General features: G+C 72.1%; 15 protein-coding genes. 5 read left to right on the top strand and 10 right to left on the bottom strand.

What is annotated here, in order from left to right; genetic code table 11:
• Positions 1 to 27 precede the first annotated feature (27 nt).
• Entirely contained in the window at positions 28 to 1,050 is a 1,023-nt protein-coding gene (sbnB, locus tag FHX81_RS36245; protein WP_141982987.1) for a 2,3-diaminopropionate biosynthesis protein SbnB, read from the bottom strand.
• A gap of 258 nt (positions 1,051 to 1,308) precedes the next feature.
• Between sbnB and FHX81_RS36240 the strand changes: the two genes are divergently transcribed.
• From FHX81_RS36240 to FHX81_RS36230, 3 genes are all read left to right on the top strand, one after another.
• The gene (locus FHX81_RS36240) at positions 1,309 to 2,901 is read left to right on the top strand and encodes a tryptophan halogenase family protein (RefSeq protein ID WP_141982986.1); all 1,593 of its coding nucleotides are present in this window, start codon (positions 1,309 to 1,311) and stop codon (positions 2,899 to 2,901) included.
• Positions 2,902 to 2,998: 97 nt separating this feature from the next.
• Positions 2,999 to 3,913 carry a Gfo/Idh/MocA family protein gene (locus FHX81_RS36235; protein ID WP_170232297.1) on the top strand — a complete coding sequence of 305 codons (915 nt, stop codon included), beginning with the start codon at positions 2,999 to 3,001 and terminating at the stop codon, positions 3,911 to 3,913.
• A gap of 42 nt (positions 3,914 to 3,955) precedes the next feature.
• The gene (locus FHX81_RS36230) at positions 3,956 to 4,537 is read left to right on the top strand and encodes a P-loop NTPase family protein (protein WP_141982984.1); all 582 of its coding nucleotides are present in this window, start codon (positions 3,956 to 3,958) and stop codon (positions 4,535 to 4,537) included.
• Here the strand turns inward: FHX81_RS36230 and FHX81_RS36225 are convergent.
• From FHX81_RS36225 to FHX81_RS36190, 8 genes are all read right to left on the bottom strand, one after another.
• Complete coding sequence (locus FHX81_RS36225; RefSeq protein WP_141982983.1) at positions 4,479 to 5,666, bottom strand: acyl-CoA dehydrogenase family protein; 1,188 nt, start codon at positions 5,664 to 5,666, stop codon at positions 4,479 to 4,481. The genes FHX81_RS36230 and FHX81_RS36225 overlap by 59 nt on opposite strands.
• Complete coding sequence (locus FHX81_RS36220) at positions 5,663 to 6,607, bottom strand: hypothetical protein (RefSeq protein ID WP_211363659.1); 945 nt, start codon at positions 6,605 to 6,607, stop codon at positions 5,663 to 5,665. The genes FHX81_RS36225 and FHX81_RS36220 overlap by 4 nt, the downstream gene beginning before the upstream one ends.
• Positions 6,604 to 7,443 (bottom strand): beta-ketoacyl-[acyl-carrier-protein] synthase family protein, encoded by an 840-nt coding sequence (locus tag FHX81_RS36215; protein WP_141982982.1) that lies wholly within the window; start codon positions 7,441 to 7,443, stop codon positions 6,604 to 6,606. The genes FHX81_RS36220 and FHX81_RS36215 overlap by 4 nt, the downstream gene beginning before the upstream one ends.
• 2 nt (positions 7,444 to 7,445) lie before the next feature.
• Positions 7,446 to 7,718, bottom strand: a complete 273-nt coding sequence (locus tag FHX81_RS36210; RefSeq protein WP_123742182.1) for an acyl carrier protein — start codon at positions 7,716 to 7,718, stop codon at positions 7,446 to 7,448.
• The gene (locus tag FHX81_RS36205; RefSeq protein ID WP_141982981.1) at positions 7,715 to 9,016 is read right to left on the bottom strand and encodes a type III PLP-dependent enzyme; all 1,302 of its coding nucleotides are present in this window, start codon (positions 9,014 to 9,016) and stop codon (positions 7,715 to 7,717) included. Before FHX81_RS36205 ends, FHX81_RS36210 begins: the two co-directional genes overlap by 4 nt.
• The gene (locus FHX81_RS36200; RefSeq protein ID WP_141982980.1) at positions 9,013 to 10,371 is read right to left on the bottom strand and encodes a preATP grasp domain-containing protein; all 1,359 of its coding nucleotides are present in this window, start codon (positions 10,369 to 10,371) and stop codon (positions 9,013 to 9,015) included. The genes FHX81_RS36205 and FHX81_RS36200 overlap by 4 nt, the downstream gene beginning before the upstream one ends.
• Before the next feature lies 1 nt (position 10,372).
• On the bottom strand, positions 10,373 to 11,299 hold the full coding sequence (locus FHX81_RS36195) for a 3-oxoacyl-[acyl-carrier-protein] synthase III C-terminal domain-containing protein (protein WP_141982979.1): 927 nt from the start codon (positions 11,297 to 11,299) through the stop codon (positions 10,373 to 10,375).
• A gap of 324 nt (positions 11,300 to 11,623) precedes the next feature.
• Positions 11,624 to 12,658 carry a LysR family transcriptional regulator gene (locus tag FHX81_RS36190; RefSeq protein WP_141982978.1) on the bottom strand — a complete coding sequence of 345 codons (1,035 nt, stop codon included), beginning with the start codon at positions 12,656 to 12,658 and terminating at the stop codon, positions 11,624 to 11,626.
• 373 nt (positions 12,659 to 13,031) lie between these two features.
• Between FHX81_RS36190 and FHX81_RS36185 the strand changes: the two genes are divergently transcribed.
• Both FHX81_RS36185 and FHX81_RS36180 read left to right on the top strand, forming a co-directional pair.
• On the top strand, positions 13,032 to 13,823 hold the full coding sequence (locus FHX81_RS36185; protein WP_246108141.1) for an ABC transporter ATP-binding protein: 792 nt from the start codon (positions 13,032 to 13,034) through the stop codon (positions 13,821 to 13,823).
• A complete protein-coding gene (locus tag FHX81_RS36180) occupies positions 13,823 to 16,261 on the top strand; it encodes an FtsX-like permease family protein (RefSeq protein ID WP_141982976.1) in 2,439 nt (812 codons plus the stop codon). The genes FHX81_RS36185 and FHX81_RS36180 overlap by 1 nt, the downstream gene beginning before the upstream one ends.
• Positions 16,262 to 16,279: 18 nt before the next feature.
• Here the strand turns inward: FHX81_RS36180 and FHX81_RS36175 are convergent, their stop codons facing one another.
• The gene (locus tag FHX81_RS36175) at positions 16,280 to 17,266 is read right to left on the bottom strand and encodes a Gfo/Idh/MocA family protein (RefSeq protein ID WP_211363658.1); all 987 of its coding nucleotides are present in this window, start codon (positions 17,264 to 17,266) and stop codon (positions 16,280 to 16,282) included.
• Between the last annotated feature and the right edge of the window lie 385 nt (positions 17,267 to 17,651).

Below are 17,651 nucleotides of genomic sequence, written 5' to 3'. Positions count from 1 at the left end.
CCTAGGCGAGGGGCACGGTCAGGCGGCTCAGCGCTTGCCGTAGCGGTCGAGGTCGAAGAAGAAGTCCGGGACCACGGCCAGCTCGCCCGCCCGCGACACCTCGTCGTAGACGTGCTTGCCGACCGCCAGGTCCAGCACGCCGAGGCCGAACGGGGAGAACACCAGCGGCCGGTCCGCCGGTGGCGTCACCGCGCCGGTCATGACGTCGTGCAACGTGCCGGACAGGAAGTCGCGGTTGCCGGTGAGCTGCTCGGCCAGGTGCGGCGACGTGTTCGCCTTCAGGCAGTGCTCCACGTCGTCCACCAGGTTGGTGGACGCGAGGATCACCTCGGGCGACAGGTCGCGCAGCGACACGTGCAGCACCAGCGGGTTGTGGTCGAACCACGTCGGGTCGGAGACGTGCGGCGTGCCCGCGACGGTGGCGAACACGACCAGGTCGCTCGACCGGATCAGGCTCTCCGCGCTGTCGTGGACCCGCACCACGCCGTCACCCGCGGACTCGGCGTACTCGCGGAAGCCGGCGGCGGAGTCGGCGCTCAGGTCGTGCACGCCGACCTCGTCGAAGCTCCACCCCGTCGCGGTCAGGTAGGTGTGGATGTAGCGGGCGATCAGGCCGGTGCCGACGAACCCGACCCGCGTCGGCCGGTTGCGGCCGCGGCTGAGCCAGTCCGCGGCCAGGGCGGCGGACGCGGCGGTGCGCACCGCGCTGACGATGGAGCTCTCCAGGCAGGCGATCGGGTAGCCGGTCTCGCGGTCGTTGAGGATCAGCACGGCGGACGCGCGCGGCAGGCCCGCGGCGACGTTCGCGGGGAAGCTGGAGATCCACTTGACCCCGTGCACGCCGATGTCGCCGCCGAGCGACGCGGGCAGCGCGATGATCCGCGACGAGGGATCTTCGGGGAACCGCAGGAAATAGGACGGAGGATTGACCGAGTCGCCTTCGCCGTGCCACCGGTAGGCGGCCTCGATCAGTTCGAGAACGTGCTTCTCCCGCCCTCGCAATACCTGGTTCACCTGAGCGCCGGAAATCACCGCGAAGGCAGGTGCCACGTTACCGTCCCTTTCTCGTGCAGGTCCCCGAGCAGCGCCGACCCGATCGGGCGGCGATCACCACCACATCGTGGCGAACACGGCTGACAACCCGCTGACACGCGGCTGACGGCATCGGATATAGACGTTCTATAGCTATTTGCGTTCAGGTTGTCCCACACGAATATTCCGGGCAATCGCCCTTCGAACACCGGCAGCACTGCGGCGAACGTCGGTTCCGCGACCTTTGTCGTGATCATGACGGGAGGACAAACCTCGATGGAAGATCGTAGGATCAAGAAGGTCGTGGTGCTCGGTGGCGGCACCGCGGGCTGGATGGCCGCGGCGTACCTCGGCAAGGCGCTGGGCCCCGGTGTGACCATCACCGTGCTGGAGGCGCCCTCGATCCCCAAGATCGGCGTGGGCGAGGCGACCGTCCCCAACCTGCACAAGACGTTCTTCGAGTTCCTCGGCATCGCCGAAGAGGACTGGATGCGCGAGTGCAACGCCAGCTACAAGATGGGCATCAAGTTCACCAACTGGCGCACCCCGGGCCGCGGTGAGGCGGACCCGCGCCCGTACGGCGACGGGACCGACCACTACTACCACCTGTTCGGCCTGCTGCCCAACCACGAGAACCAGCCGCTGTCGCACTACTGGGCGCACAAGAAGCTCACCGGCCAGACCGACGAGCCGTTCGACTACGCCTGCTACCGCGAGCCCCCGATCCTGGACGCGAAGCTGTCGCCGCGGTTCATGGACGGCACGAAGTGGACCAACTACGCGTGGCACTTCGACACCAACCTGATCTCGCCGTTCCTGCGCAAGTGGTCGATCGAGAACCAGAACGCGATCCACATCCAGGACCTGATGACCGAGGCGGTCATCGACCAGCGCGGTCACGTCTCGGCGCTCAAGACCGAGGGCGGGCTCACCATCGAGGGTGACCTGTTCATCGACTGCTCGGGCTTCCGCGGCCTGCTCATCAACCAGGCGATGAAGGAACCGTTCCTGGACATGAGCGACCACCTGCTCAACGACAGCGCGGTGGCGACGCAGGTGCCGCACGACGACGCGGCCAACGGCGTGGAGCCGTACACGTCCTCGATCGCGATGTCGAGCGGGTGGGCGTGGAAGATCCCGATGCTGGGCCGCTTCGGCACCGGCTACGTCTTCTCCAGCCGCTTCCAGACGCGGGACGACGCGACGCTGGAGTTCTGCACCATGTGGGGGCTCGACCCGGAGACGGCGAACCTCAACCAGATCAAGTTCCGCGTCGGCCGCAACCGCCGCGCGTGGGTGAAGAACGTCGTCTCGATCGGCCTGGCCTCCTGCTTCCTGGAGCCGCTGGAGTCGACCGGCATCTACTTCGTCTACGCGGCGCTGTACCAGCTGGCGAAGTACTTCCCGGACAAGAACTTCGACTCGATCCTGCAGGACCGCTTCAACGCGGAGATCGAGACGATGTTCGACGACTCGCGCGACTTCGTGCAGGGCCACTTCAGCTTCGCGCCGCGCAACGACACCGCGTTCTGGCAGGCGTGCAAGGAGCTGCGGCTGGCGGACGACTTCCAGGAGAAGGTCCGCATGTACAAGGCGGGCCTGGCGGTGAACATGCCGATCACCGACGAGTCGACCTACTACGCGAACTTCGACGCGGAGTTCCGCAACTTCTGGAACAACTCGAACTACTACTGCATCTTCGCCGGGCTGGACTACCTGCCCGACCACAGCCTGCCCGCGCTGGCCGCGCGCCAGGACGTGCTGGACTCGGCGGAGCCGGTGTTCGCCCAGATCAAGCAGACCCAGAAGGAGCTGCTGACCACGCTGCCCAGCACCTACGAGTACCTCAAGCAGCTGCACGGCAAGTAGGACTTCCCTCCCCCCGGGAAAGAGACGAGCCCACCGGTCCCCCGGCCCGGTGGGCTCGTCGCCGTGTGCCGGGACGTCCTTCGTGGATACTCGGGGTGTGGTGACGACACGAGTGGCGTTGGCGGGGGTGGGCACGATCGCCCGCACGCATCTGGAAGTGCTGGCGGAGCGGTCCGATGTGGACCTGGTGTGCACGGTCGACCCGAACGCGGGTCCGCCCGCGTTCCGCGGCGCCACGCCCGCGCACTACCCCGACCTCGCCGCCGCGCTGTCGTCGCACCGGCCGGACCTGGTGGTGGTCGCGACGCCGGCGGACTCGCACGCCGACCTCGCCGTGACGGCCCTGACGGGCTCGGCCGCCCGCGTGCTGGTGGAGAAACCGATGGTGCTGGACCCGGCGTCGCTGGACCGGTTGGGCGCGGCGGGAGGCGACCGGTTGTTCGCCGCGCACCACTTCGCGTTCTCGCCGGAGGTGGTGTGGGCCGCCGACCTGCTCGCGGCGCACCCGTCGTGGGGACCGGTCACCGGGATCACGTCGGCGTTCTACGACCCGTACGCGCTCAAGGGCGAGCGGGCGTTCATGTCGTACGTCTCGGCGTGGGCGGACTCGGGGATCAACCAGCTCACCGTGCTGTCCCGGCTGGTGGAGGTCACCGGGGTGACGTCGCTGCTGGACGAGGGCGACACCTGCTGGGCCACCGCGTCGTTCCGGTCGCGGGGTGCGGAGGGCACGGCCAGGTTGCACACCAGTTGGCGCACCGGGGCGAGCAGCAAGTCCAGCGCGGTGACGTGCGGCGACGTGGAGGTGTGGCTGGACCACACGGCGATGACGGGGTTCGCGTACCGGGGCGGCGAGCTGCTGGCCACGCACGGCGGCGACGGCCGGACCCCGCGCAAGGTCGCGCACTACCGGCCGCTGTACGCGAGCCTGCTGTCCGACCGGCCGGACCCGGTCCTGGGCTTCGCCACCGCCGCGGCCCTCACCCGCCTGCACGCCGGCGCGGGCCGCTGATTCCCGGTGGACGCGACCGCGGCGGTGTGGTCGAGTGGGGTGGTGGATCAGCCATCCGTGCGCCGGATCGTCGTCCTCGGGGTGAGCGGCGCGGGCAAGTCGACGGTGGCGCGGCGGCTGGCCCGGGTGGTCGGCAGCCCGCACGTCGAGCTCGACGCCCTCCAGCACGGCCCGGGCTGGAGCACGCCGCCGGACGACGAGTTCCGGGCCCGGCTGGCGGCGGCCACCGAGGGGCCCGCCTGGGTGGTCGACGGCAACCTGGCCAAGCTGACCGCGGACGTGCTGTGGCACCGGGCCGACCTGATCGTGTGGCTGGACCTGCCGTTGCGGGTGGTGCTGCCGCGGCTGGCGTGGCGCAGCGCGGTCCGGATCGCGCGCCGGACCGAGCTGTGGAACGGCAACCGGGAGACGCCCGCGTTCCTCGTCGGCCGGAACTCGGTGCTGGTGTGGGCGGTGAAGGCCCGGCGCAGGCACCTCGCCGAGTACCCCGGCCTGCTGGCGCGGGCCGGGGTACCGTGGGTGCGGCTGCGGTCGACCGCCGCGGTGGCGCGGTGGTCCGCGGGGTTCAGCGCGGTGAGCCGACGCCCACCCGGAACGGGTCGTCCCGGTCCAGCTTCCCGGTGAACAGGCCCTGGAACAGGTTCAGCTTCTGCATGTTCGACGTGCCCTCGATGAACTCCAGCCCGCGCGCGTCGCGGACCAGCTTGTCCAGCTGCGGGTGGTCGAACCGGGCGCCGACGCCGAAGAACTCGCAGGCCGAGCGGGTCGCGTCGAGCGCGAGCTGGGACGCGCGCGCCTTCGCCGCCGACGCCAGGTAGCCGTCGGAGGTGCGGGCGTCGACCGCGCGGGCGGCCAGGTGCACGAGCGCGCGTGCCGCCGTGATCCGCCGGCCCAGCTCGTCGAGCCGGTCGCGCTCGTCGCGGCGCAACGTCGTGCGGTTGTCGCGGACGTACTCGTGCGCCGCCCGCGCGATGCCCAGCGCGATCGCCGCGACACCGGGGCGGAGCAGGTTGAACGTCTGCACGAACGCCCACATGCCGCGCCGCGACGGCGAGAGGTGCCGCCCGACGAAGCGCGACGCGGGCACGTGCACGTCGTCGAGCTCGACGGCGCTGATCCGCGCGCCGCGCAGGCCGATGCTGTCCAGCGCGGTCGCCGAGAACCCCGGTGCCGGCGTCTCCACCAGCACCGCGTTGATGCCGAGCGGGCCGGAGCCGACGCGGGCGAACACGACGCCGAGCTGTGCCCGGCAGGCGTTGCCGACGTACCGCTTCGCGCCGGAGAGCACCGCGCCCCCGTCGACCGGCGTCAACGTCGACGTGAGGCCACCCGCGTCGGAGCCGCGGTCGGGTTCGGTGAGCGCGAAGAACGTCCACAGCGGCTCGGCGAGCATCCGGCCGTAGAACCACTCCTTCTGCTCGTGGTCGGCGAGCAGGTCGACCAGCACCCCGGCCAGCAGCGGGCCGGGCGAGGCGACCAGCATGCCGACGTCGGCGCAGGCCAACTCCTCCATGATGATCGCCCGTTCGAGCGCCAACGTGCCGTAGAACCGGTTGCCCGCGATGGGGATGGGCACGTTCCCGTACTCCGGCGGGATGCCCATCGTCGACAGGTACCGCACGGCGGGCAGGTCGAAGTGCTCGCGGATCAGCTCGGGGTCGCGGTCGAGCGCGAGCCCGAGCCGGCGGAAGTCCGCACCCCACTCGCGCACCTGGTCGCGCAGCGCCACGAGCCGCGCGTCCAGCCCGCTCACCACCCACCACCCGCGAACCGCTCGCCCCCGGGCGGACCGGTGTCCGCGGTGCGACCGGCGACCGGCCCCGCGTCCGCGGCACGACCCGCGATCCGCCCGTCATCGGGAGCCCACCCGGCGTCGGCGGCGCGTCCCGCGACCCACCCGGCGTCGGCGGCCGGGCCCGTGTCGGTGGCCGGCCCGGCGTCGGCGGTCGGGGCGGGGACGTAGGCCTCGGCCAGCAGCTCCGACAGGTGCGCGACCTGCCCCGGGCCGCCGACCAGGTACCCGCTCGCGCCCAGCAGGTTCACCAGCCACCGGTCGGCGGCGGTGATGCGGGCGTGCAGGTGGGACACGATCACGGCGGGCAGCCGGCCCGCGTCGACGCCCGTCAGGACCGCCCGCACCTCCAGGTGCTCGATCAGCCCGTCGGCGACGGTCGACTTCACCATCTGCTGCTGGAGCAGCGTGGTGCTGCCGGTGCGCCGGCCGTTCAGGTAGCGCATGCACGTCTCGCGCAGCGCCTCCGACAGCCCGAGCCGCAGCCACACCAGTCCCAGGGCCCAGGCGGACCGCTGGTCGGACGTGGCGGGGTCGGTCTCGGCGTCCGCTTCTCTCAACCGAGGTACGAGAACACTGTTTCCGTACATTTCCGAGCCGACTTCACCCGATCGTGTTCCCAAGCCACGCAGCAGCACGACCGCGCCGCCCGGCAGGTCAACCGCATCCACAGTGGACTCGTCCAGTGCCGACCGCGCCACCACGACGCCGTCCAGCCACACCCGGTCCGCCGACGCCGCGACCTCCTGCGGCACGACCGCGTGCCCACCCGGTCCGGCCGGCAGCAGACCCGGCACGACCAGCGAACCCAGCACCGTCAACGCCGGCGCCGGCCCTTCGTCCCGCGCCGTCAGGTGGCACCGCGACAACGCCTCCGCGCCCAACCGCACCGACGTCGTCACCGGACCTCACCCACCGCGGCCAGACCCAGGTCACCGGTCACCGGGTCGTGCTCCACGAGCACCACGCGCCCCAGCGAGTCGGCCAGCCCCTCCCACAGCGCCGTGCACGGGTACCCGACCGGCGCGGTCCGCACGGTCCCGCCGCGCCGCACCAGCTCCGGGTCGATCCCCGCGCCCGCGACCACGGCCACCCGCTCGTCCGGACCCACCAGCGACGCCAACCCGGCGGCCACCGCGTCCGGCAGCTCGGTGACCGACACCCCGGGCGTGTGCACCAGCGACACCGGCGCACCCCCGGCTTCCAGCAGCAACGCCACCCCGGCGTCACCGGCCGGCCGGTCGGCCACCTCGTACGCGCCCAAGTCGTAAGGCAACGTGGCCTGGTCGGCGATCACCACCAACGCCCGCGTGTAACCGTGCCGCGCCGCGTAGTCCGACGCGATCCGCAACGCCGCGAACGGCGCGCACCGGCCGACGTCGGACACCGAGAACGACAGCGGCGCGCCCGGCACCGCCTCGGCCAGGTACGTGGCCGCGGCGAGCCGGCAGTCCAGGTCCGGTGTCGCGTGGGCGACGATCGCCAGCTCCACCGGGCCCAACGGCTCCAGCTCGGCGTGCAGCGACCGGGTCAGCGCGGTGAACGTGGTGCCGGGCGCGGCGAGCGCGTCCGGCCGCACGGCGACCCCGTAGAGCGAGGTCAGGTCGGTGAAGTGGCGCAACGAGAACTCGTCGTCGAGCGCGCGGTCGGGGGTGGCGCGGGTCCGCACGACCCGCGACAGCCCCAACGTCCGCGCGTCCGCCGGACGGGACAACGTGGGCGCGGTGGTCCGGTACACGGCTAGCGGTCCATTTCCGCGGCGACGAAGTCGGCCAGCGAGCGGACCGTCTCGAAGTGCGCCATCTCCAGGTTGTCGGTGTCGAACTCGACCTCCAGCGCCTCCTCCAGCTGCATCAGCAGCTCGAAGACGCCGGTCGAGTCGAGCCCGAGCTCGTCGAACAGCCGGGACTGCTCGGTCAGCTCCGGCAGGTCGTAGTCCAGCACCTGGGCCAGGACGGCGGTGATGGCGCCGACGATCCGCTCGCGGGGGGCGACGGTGGTGGATTCGCTCATGATGCGGTTCCTTCGGTGAGAGCCGTGGCGGCGGCGCGGTCGGGGAGGTGTTGGTGGCGCAGCAGGTCCTCGGTCTCGTCGCGGGAGCGCACCAGGTGCGCGCGGCCGCCGTGGACGAGCACTTCCGCCGGGTAGCCGTGGCTGAGGAACAGCACCGGCGAGGCGGTCGGGCCGTACGCGCCGGAGCGCAGCACGCCGACGAGGTCGCCGGGTCGCACGGGCGGCAGCTCGACCTTCTTGCCGAGGGTGTCGTTGGGTGTGCACAGCGGCCCGGTGACGTGCCAGCTCTCGGTGGCGGGCTCGTCGACCCGGTTGAGCACCCGCATGGGGAAGTTGCGCTTGACGAACGACCCGATGCCCACCGCCGCCATGTGGTGGTTGGTGCCGCCGTCGGCCACCGCGAACCGCTCCCCCATGGACTCCTTCACGTAGCGCACGCGCACGACGTACGTGCCGGACGTGGCGGTGAGGTAGCGGCCGAGCTCCATCACCAGCCGGGTGCCGGGGTGCCGGTCGGCGAACTCCGCGATGATCGGGTTGACGCGGGCGGCGAGCAGCGCGAGGTCGAGGTCGCGCTCGCCGTCGAAGTAGGCCACGCCGAGGCCGCCGCCGACGTCGACCAGCTCCAGCGGGATGCCGAGGTGGTCGGCGAGCCGGTCGGCCAGCTCGAAGATCCGCTCGGTGTTCTCGGCGACCGCCTCCTCGGACAGGATGCGGGTGCCCATGTAGACCTGCACGCCCAGGAACCGGACGTTCGGGTGCCGGGCCACGAGGTCGTCGGCGGCGAACAGCTGCGGCTCGTCGATGCCGAACTGGCGCGGCTTGCCGCCCATGGTGAGGCCGGAGCCCTTGACCGAGAAGCTCGGGTTGACGCGCAGCGCGACGGGCGCGCGCACTCCCCGCAGCCCGGCGAACTCGTCGATCAGCGCGAGCTCGCCGAACGACTCGCACACGATCGCGTAGACGCCCTCGTCCAGGCACGCGGCCAGCTCGTCGGCGCTCTTGCCCGGTCCGAGGAAGATGATGTCGGCCGGGTCGACGCCCGCGCGGCGCGCGGTGACCAGCTCGGCCATCGAGGACACCTCGGCGCGCGCGCCCCGGCCGTGCAGCACGGACAGCACGCCGATGTTGGGGTTCGACTTGAGCGAGAAGAAGAACTCCAGCCGGGGGTGCAGCAGCTCCTTGAGCCCGTCCACCCGCGCTTCCAGCTCGTCGCCGTCGTAGAGGTACAGCGGTGTGCCGTACCGCTCGGCGATCTCGGTGATCCCGATGCCCTGGACCTCGAACTCAGCGGTCACGGTCGCGCCTCCAGTCGGGCGGTGATGTCGTCGTCCACGGCGCGCAGCTGCTCGTCCGACGACGCCACGAGCAGGCCGTAGAGCCGCCCGTCGAACGCCGAGTCGGCGCGGTGGCCCGCGTTGACCGTGGCGAAGTTGTTGACCAGCAGGCCGGTGCCGCCGGCCCGGTCGAGCAGCAGGCCGCGCAGCAGCTCGCGGACCTCGGCGAACGGCAGCCTGCGGCTCAGCCGCACGGGGTAGTGCCGCGCCAGCGCGACCTGCCCGGTGCCGACGAACCGCTCCTGCACGCGGGCCTGGTATGTGGACATGTTGTTGCGGGCGTTGATCTCGACGACGGGGTACAGGCCGTCGTCGGGGTCGACCATCGCGTCCACGCCGACCACGCCGAAGTAGCCGTCCGCGGCGAGCTTCTTGCCCAGCCGGTGCGCGGTCTCGACGAGTTCGGCGACCTGGCCGTCGGACAGCCTCGCGGGCATGCGGTGTCCTTTGTGGACTCCGCCTTCGGTGTGCAGCTCCTTGACGAAGTCGAACCGCACGTCGCCGTCGCGGGCCACGGTGAACTGGTAGTTGAGGTCGGCGCGCTTGGCGACCCACTCCTCCACCACGAACGCGAGCCGCGGCCGGCCGGACTTGGCGACCTGCTTGGCGACCATGCCGAGCAGGCGGTCCATCCGGCGCTCGCCCTCCAGCACCGCGATGCCCTTGCCGGAGACGCCCAGCGCCTCCTTCACCACGACCTTGCGGCCTTCGGCGACCAGCGGGCGGGCCCGGTCGAACGCCTCGCGCAGCTCGTCCACCGTCTCGCAGGCCCACCCGGTGGGCTGGCGCAGTCCCAGCTCGTCGGCGGCGCGTCGGCTGTAGACCTTGCTGTTGACGGTCTTGCACGTCGCGGCGTCCGGCGCGGCCAGGGCCATGCCGGTGCGTTCGGCGAGGTCGACTTCGAGGTCGGACACGCCGTGCGCGGTCAGCCGCACGCCCCGCTCGGCGAGACCGGCCAGCGTCCTCAGCATCGCGGGGTCGGCCAGGGCGTCGGCGGTGACCGTGCGGCGCGGGTCGGAGTCGGCGACGACGTGCACGGTCGGCAGGTCGATGCCCAGGTCGGTGAGGTAGGCCAGGTAGACGGGGTCGGGTGCGGCCTTGAGCACCACGTGGTCGCCGCCGCCCGCGAGCAGGAGCGCGAACTCGTCCATGTGGTTGACCACGGCCGCGCCGCTCTCGGCCGAGAGCCGGGGCAGCGTGTGCTCGCCCAGCGCCCACCGCTCCTCGACCTCGAAGTTGCCGAGGAACGCGAGCGAGGCGTCCGGCGTGCCGAGCAGCGCCGTCTTGAGCCTGCGGGTGAAGTCCGGTTCGTCCATGTCAGTGCTCCAGGACCATCGCGGCGAACGTCTGACCGAGGCCGGCGGCCGTCATCAGGTACTTGTCGCCGGGCTTGAGCAAGCCGAGCTCGGTCACCGTCTGGTAGTTGATGAACGGGTCGGCGCAGAAGCAGTGGCCGGTGGCGCCGAGGTTGTCCAGGAAGAACCGGTCGTTGGGCAGGCCCAGGTTCTTCGCCGCGACCGTCCACGAGACGCGGTTGACGTTGTGCGGCAGCACCAGGTCGATGTCGGAGACGCCGATGCCCGCTTCCTCGGTGGCCGCGCCGACGACCTCGGCCAGCGCGTCCTGGTAGATGCGGCGGGCGTCCTTGGCGATCTCCGGGGTCAGGTCGATCACGCCGTCGTCGCGGCCGTGGATGCGGCTGGCGTAGCCGCGCACGTGGTCGCGGTCGCCGTCGGCGGCCACCAGGATCGCGGCCATGCCCTCGCCCATGATCGACGTGTCGCGGACCCACTGGGTGAACGGCGTGAACGTCTTGTCGCCCGCGAGGATCAGGGCCAGCGCGTCGGGGTCGCCGTCGGCGGCCAGCAGCGTGCCGGCGACGTCCATGGCGAGCAGCCCGGTGGCGCAGCCGTGGTCGGCGACGGCGAGTGTCTTGGCGTGCCGGAGGTCGAGCGCCTCGCGGACCTCGTGCAGGGGGTTGACGGGGTAGGGCGCGGTGGTGCGCATGCCCTTGGCGCGGATGAGGTAGCGGACCCGCTCTTCCTGGCCGCGCAGCCCGTCGAGCTTCTCGGCGGCCGCGATGAGCAGCTGCGCCTCGGAGAGGTCGGACTTGCAGATCCGGTCCAGGCCGTAGAGCCGGGTGAACCGGCGCACCTGCTGGTCGTCGAGGCCGAGCGGCTCCTGCAGGTCCGCGACGGCCACCGTCTCGGGCAGGTGACTCGACACCGCCACCAACGCCGTCATGTGCGTCCTCCTCGCTCGCCCTGGTCCGTTGCCGGATCAAGGTTCGCAAGGCCCACTGACACCGTGCTGACACTCCACTGACCGCGTGAGTCGAACGCTCAGGTCCCGTGTGTCGAACCTCCAGGCCTCGTGAGTCCTACGTTCAGGACCCCTGAATTCAACGCTCGGGTACCCGACGTCCGGACCTGAGCGTTGAACTCGGGGGTCGCGAACGTAGGACTCTCGGGGCCTGGAGGTTCGACACACGGGGCCTGGAGGTTCGACACACGCGAAGGAGGCCACCTCGACGGTGGTCGAGGTGGCCCTTCATCCCCAGTGGACGCGTCAGGTGGCGGCGGTGCGGGACGCCGGGCCCGGCTGCTGGTCGCCGGCCGAGTCGCGCGGCCACCAGCGGCTCGGGCGCGGCAGGAACGCGGCCAGCTCCGGGAAGTCGGTCGGCCGCTCGGTCATCCAGTTCCAGTAGCGCGGGATCGTGCGGGCGTACTCGCAGTAGTACCGGCGCAGCGCGTCGATCAGCTGCCGCAGCGTGTTCGGGTGGATCGACCCCGGCCGCCACACGAGCAGGAGCCTGCTGCGCAACGGCTCGGTCATCGCCACCAGGCTCACGTCCGACGTGGACCCGGTCGGCGTGGCGAGCGCCGCGGCCCCCGCGTCACGCACCCAGCTCATCGCCTCGGCGTGCCCGCCCGCGTAGTGCATGACCTCCGGCGTGGGATGGTCGAGCTTGCGGAACAGGTGCTCCTCGACGACGTGGAACCAGTGCCCCGGCACGTGGTGCACCCAGCTCAGCGACAGCATGTGCCTTCGGCTCACCGTAGTCCTGCGCGCCAGCGCGTGGTCGCGGGGCAGCGCCAGCCAGATCGGCTCGCGCACGATGATCTCCTTGGCCAGCGACGGGTCCAGCTCCCGCACCCCGTCCACCGCCTCCGGGCTGGGCACGAGCGCCGCCGTGAGCTCGCCGCGGCTGACCGCGTCCACGCCCAGGGCCGGGTCCAGGGTCACGGTCTGCACCTCGACCGAGGGCAGCGACGACTGCAGCGCCCGCCGCAGCGTCACGGGCGTCCATTCGGCGTTGCCGATCCGCAGAATTCCGGACGACAGCGAGGACGCCTCCGCGACCACCGCGTCGGCCCGGGTGGCGAGATCGGCCAGCATCGGGATTAATCGTTCTCCGAGCGGCGTCGGAGTAATCCCGAAGGCCGAACGCACGAACAGATCGCCGCCAACCGCCTTCTCGATCCGTCTCAATTGGGCGGTGAGGCTCGGTTGGGGCAGGGACAGCTTCGCCGCGGCCTTCGAGATGCTGCCGGCCTCGGCGAGGGTGGTGACCACCCTGGCGTGACGTATCTCCAGGTGCATGCATCCAACCCCTTCGCGTCGTTACTCGGGGTCCACTAACTCCGGCGGGTTCGGGGATTTCCCGCCCCCGCCTCGTTCGTGCCGGGCGGCCGTGTCAACGTACCTCACGGATGAACGCGAGTGGAGGAGTTCACGCGACCGCCAACTATTCGTTGAGTTCTCAACAGAAATTATGGAAACGGTGGCTACGATCTCCCACACATACCTACTCCGAAGTCGGTTACGCGTTGTCTCCGCACCGATGCGGAGAGGAACTCCACCGGCAGGCCCGACGGGCGATGCGGGGGACAGCACCAGTGCCGCCCGCGTGATCACGTCCGTATGGTCTGCGGCGCGTGCACACACCGATAGGTCCCACGTGGGGAGCAAGAACGTGAATCTATCTCCGATTCAAGGCGTGGATGACGTCGTCCGACTGCATTCCGTCCGCAAGGTTTACGGCAACGAGCGGAACGGCGTAGTGGCCCTTGACGGAGTCACGCTCGGCATCGCGCGTGGCACCTTCACCGCGGTGATGGGGCCTTCCGGTTCCGGCAAGAGCACCGCGCTGCACTGCGCGGCCGGCCTCGACCGGCCCACGTCGGGCTCGGTCCTGCTCGACGGGCAGGAGATCACCGGCCTGAGCGAGCGCGAGCTGACCCGGTTGCGCCGCGAGCGCATCGGCTTCGTCTTCCAGTCCTTCAACCTGCTGCCCGCGCTGACCGTGGTGGAGAACGTCGGCCTGCCCCTGCGCCTGGCGGGCCGCCGGCCGAAGCGGTCCCAGGTGGACGCCGTCATCGCCCGGGTCGGGCTGGCCGAACGCCGCCACCACCGGCCCGGCGAGCTGTCCGGCGGCCAGCAGCAGCGGGTGGCCATCGCCCGCGCGCTGATCACCGAGCCCGCCGTGATCTTCGGCGACGAGCCGACCGGCGCGCTCGACACCCGCACCGCGCTGGAAGTCCTCGCCCTGCTGCGCCAGGCCGTGCGCGACGTCGGCCAGACCGTGGTGATCGTGACGCACGACCCGGTGGCCGCCGCGCACGCCGACCGCGTCGTCTTCCTCGCCGACGGCCGGATCGCCGGCGAGCTCGTGTCACCCACCGCGCACGCGGTCAGCGAGCGGATGACCCAGCTCGGCGCCTGGGCCGACGTGCCCGCGGGCGACCTGACCGGCGGGGTGCGATGATGCTGCGCCTCGCCCTGCGCACCCTGCGCCACCGGATCGGCGGTTTCGCCGCCTCGTTCATCGCGCTGTTCCTCGGTGCGGCGATCGTGATGGCCTGCGGCGGCCTGATGGAGACCGGCATCCGCGACGCCGTGCCGCCGCAACGGCTCGCGGCCGCGCCGCTGGTCGTCACCGGCGACCCGTCCTACCTGGAACGCTCCCCGGTCGACGCCGCGCTGGCGGCGAAGGCCGCGGACGTGGACGGTGTCGCCGAGGTCGTCCCCGACGTGGCGTTCCCGGTGACCCTGCCCGACGGCGCGGAGGCGACCGGCCACACGTGGTCCGGCGCACGGCTCGCGCCGTACTCGGTGGACTCGGGCCGTGCGCCTCAGGGTCCGGGCGAGGTCGTGGTGGACGCGAACTCCGGGGTCGGCCTCGGCGGCACGGTCGCGTTGCGGATCGGCTCGAAGACCGCCGACTACCGAGTGGTGGGCGTCGCGAAGGCCCCGGTCGACGCGAAGGCGGTGTTCTTCGCCGACGACGAGGCACGGCGGCTGTACGCCAAGCCCGGCAAGGTGGACCTGATCGGCGTGCTGCTCGAACCGGGCGCGACGGCCGACGGCGTGCGCGACGCGCTCACGGCCGCCGTCGCCGACCGGGACGTCGCCGTGCTCGCGGGTGACGAGCGCGGGCGCGCCGAGTTCCCGGACACGCAGGGCGGCGGCGAGGCGATCATCACGCTGTCCGCGGTCTTCGGCGGTCTGGCGATCATGGTCGCGATGTTCGTCGTGGCGGGCACGCTCGGCCTGTCCGTGCAGCAGCGGCACCGCGAGATGGCGTTGCTGCGGGCCATCGGCACGACGCCGGGCCAGCTGCGCCGGCTGGTGCTGGGCGAGACGGCGTTCGTGGCGGTGCTCGCGACGGCGCTCGGCTGGCCGGTGAGCGGGTACCTCGGCGAGTGGCTGCTGGGGCAGCTGGCCGGCGCGGGCGTCGCGCCGCGGCAGATGGCGTACCGGCAGGGTTGGGTGCCCGTGGTCGCCGGGGTCGGCATCTCACTGCTCAGCGCCCTGGTCGCGGCGTTCGTCGCGGGCCGCGGCGCGGCGGTGGCCCGGCCGACCGAGGCGTTGACGGCGGCCAGCCTGCAGACGCGCTGGTTCAGCGTGCCGCGGCTGGTGTTCGCGTTGCTGTGCCTGGGCGGCGGCACGGCGTTGAGCATTATCACCGCGCTGGTCATGGACGGTCCCGTGGCGGCGAGCACGGCCGGTCCGACGGCGATGCTGTGGGCGTCGGGCATCGCCCTGCTCTCCCCCGGCGCGGCCCGGGTGCTGATCGCGGTCCTGCGGTGGCCCGTGCGCGCGTTCTCCGGCCTGTCCGGCTACCTCGCGGTGCTCAACACCCGGGCACGGCGGGTCCGCGTGGCCGGCGCCATCACGCCCGTCATGCTCGCCACGGGCCTGGCCACCGCGTTGATCTACCTCCAGACCACGCAGGCGGGTGCGGCGTCCGGGGCGTTCGCGGAGAGCCTGCGGGCCGACGCCGTGGTGACCAGCTCGACCGGTGGCGTGCCGCTGGAGGTGGTGGACGAGATCCGCGCGCTGCCGGGGGTGGAGGCGGCGTCGGCGGTGGTCGACACCGAGGCGTACTTCCCCCACCACGGTGACGGCGACGACGAGATCACCGTGCTCGGTGTGACGCCCGACGGTGTCACGCGCACGATGGGCGTGGACGTCACCTCCGGGTCGTTGGACGACCTGCGCGGCGAGTCGGTGGCGTTGCCGACCGGGTGGGCCGAGGAGCTGGGCGCGGCCGTCGGCGACTCCGTCCGGATGAGGCTCGGCGACGGCGCGGAGGTCGACCTGGAGGTCGCGGCCGTGCACACGGGCTCGTTCGACGCGGCGCTGATGCCCGCGGAGCTGGTCGTCGCGCACACCACCGGCGGGCAGGCGTCCCAGGTCCTGGTGAAGGGCCCGGAGTCGGCGCTGGCGCCGTTGGCCGAACGGCACCCGGAACTGGAGGTGGCCGACCGCGAACAGGCGCTGGCCGCGGGCGGCGGCGGCGAGCAGACGGGTGCGTGGGTGAACTACCTGCTGGTCGGCATGATCCTGGCGTACACGGTGATCTCGCTGGTGAACACGCTGGTCATCGCGACCGGTGAACGGCGGCGCGAGTTCGCGCTGCAACGGCTCATCGGCGCCACGCACGGGCAGATCCTGCGCATGGTCGGCATGGAGTCGGTGGTGATCTCGTTGGGCGGCGTCCTCCTGGGCGCGATCGTGTCCCTGGTGACGCTCGTGCCGTTCGCCATCGCGTTGAACGGCACCTACTGGCCGCAGGGCCCGATCGGCATCTACCTGGTCGTGGTGGGGTCGGCGACCGGGCTCACGCTGCTGTCCACCGTGCTGTCCACGGCGTACGTGCTGCGCACTCCCCCGGTGGAAGCCGCGGCGGCGCTGGACTGAGTCCTCACGGCAGCCGTGTCACGGCCGGCGTCGGAGGTCCACTTCGACGCCGGCCGCGGCCGACCGCACCAGCGCCTCGCCGACCCGGGCGGTGCGCGCGGAGTGGGCGAGCGACACCAGCGGCGGGACCTTGTCCCGCACGGCCGCGGCGAACGCGGCGGCCTGGTGCTCGTAGGCGTCGGAGGCCGGCACGACCTCCTCGCGCACGCCGTCCAGCGTGACGACCGTGATCAGGCCTTCCTCGTCGGACCGGGTCCACGCGTTGCGCACCGAGAGCGAACCGCGCGTGCCCTGGAACTCGTAGGCGGCGCGCGGCCCGTACTCGAGGCTGTAGTCCAGCACGGCCGAGCGGCCGTCGCCGAAGTCGAGCACCGCCACCGCGCTCAGGTCGACCTCGCGCGAGTGGAACCGCGCCCGCACGGCGCGGGGCGCGGCGTCGAACGCCCACAGCGGCACGTCGAACGCGTAGCAGCCGACGTCCCACGTCGCGCCGCCGCCGAGCGCCGGGTCGAACCGGATGTTGCCCGCCGCGGCGGTCGGGTACGCGAACGCCGACCGCACCACCCGCAGTTCGCCGATCTCACCGGAGGCCAGCAGTGCGGCGGCACGCCGCTGCTGCGGGTGGAAGCGGTACATGTACGCCTCCACGACCACGAGGTCGGCGGCGGCGCGTTCGACGCGCACGCAGTCCTCTTCGGACAGCGCCATCGGCTTCTCCACCAGTACGTGCTTGCCCACGTCCAACGCGCGCAACGTCCACGGCACGTGCTGCGTGTTGGGCAGGGCGATGTACACGGCGTCGACGTCCGGGTCCGCCAGCAGGGCGTCGTACCCGTCGTGCACGCGTGCCCCGAACGGCCGCGCCACCTCTTCGGCCGCCGCCCGCCTGCCCTCCCGGCTCGCCACGGCCACCACCGCGTTGCCCGCGGTCCGGTGGATCGCGGGCAGCACCCTGCCGGCGATGTGGGCCGTGGCCCCGAGAACACCCCAACGCAACGGCTGCACCGCAACAGCTTAACCGCTTCATCACGGGTCCCGCGCCCGGCGGGCGGCCACCGGCTCCCGCCGGGCACGGGTACCGGCCCCGCGCCACCGGGCCGTGGCGCGGGGCCGGCCGTTCCCCGCCGCGGTCCCTGCCACCGCGACGGGGTCGCCCACCCCGTGCTGCGCCATCCGGGCGCAGTCACCGCGTCAGGGGCGCAACCGGGCGGCGACCGGGTCGCGGTCGCCACCGCGGCTTCGCCAATCGGTCACGGGAACGGCTCGCTGGGTGGATCCTGGGCGTCGTGGCGAAGTCTGGGCCGGGGGCGGCCGGAGCCGCCGGCCACGTCGAAGAACCGAACGGATCCCCCGTCGGCGGCTACCCCGACCGGACGACGGACGGCCCGCG

Origin of the sequence: Saccharothrix saharensis, from assembly GCF_006716745.1 — a bacterium.
Lineage (GTDB): Bacteria > Actinomycetota > Actinomycetes > Mycobacteriales > Pseudonocardiaceae > Actinosynnema > Actinosynnema saharense.
This window is presented reverse-complemented; position numbering and strand designations above follow the sequence as displayed.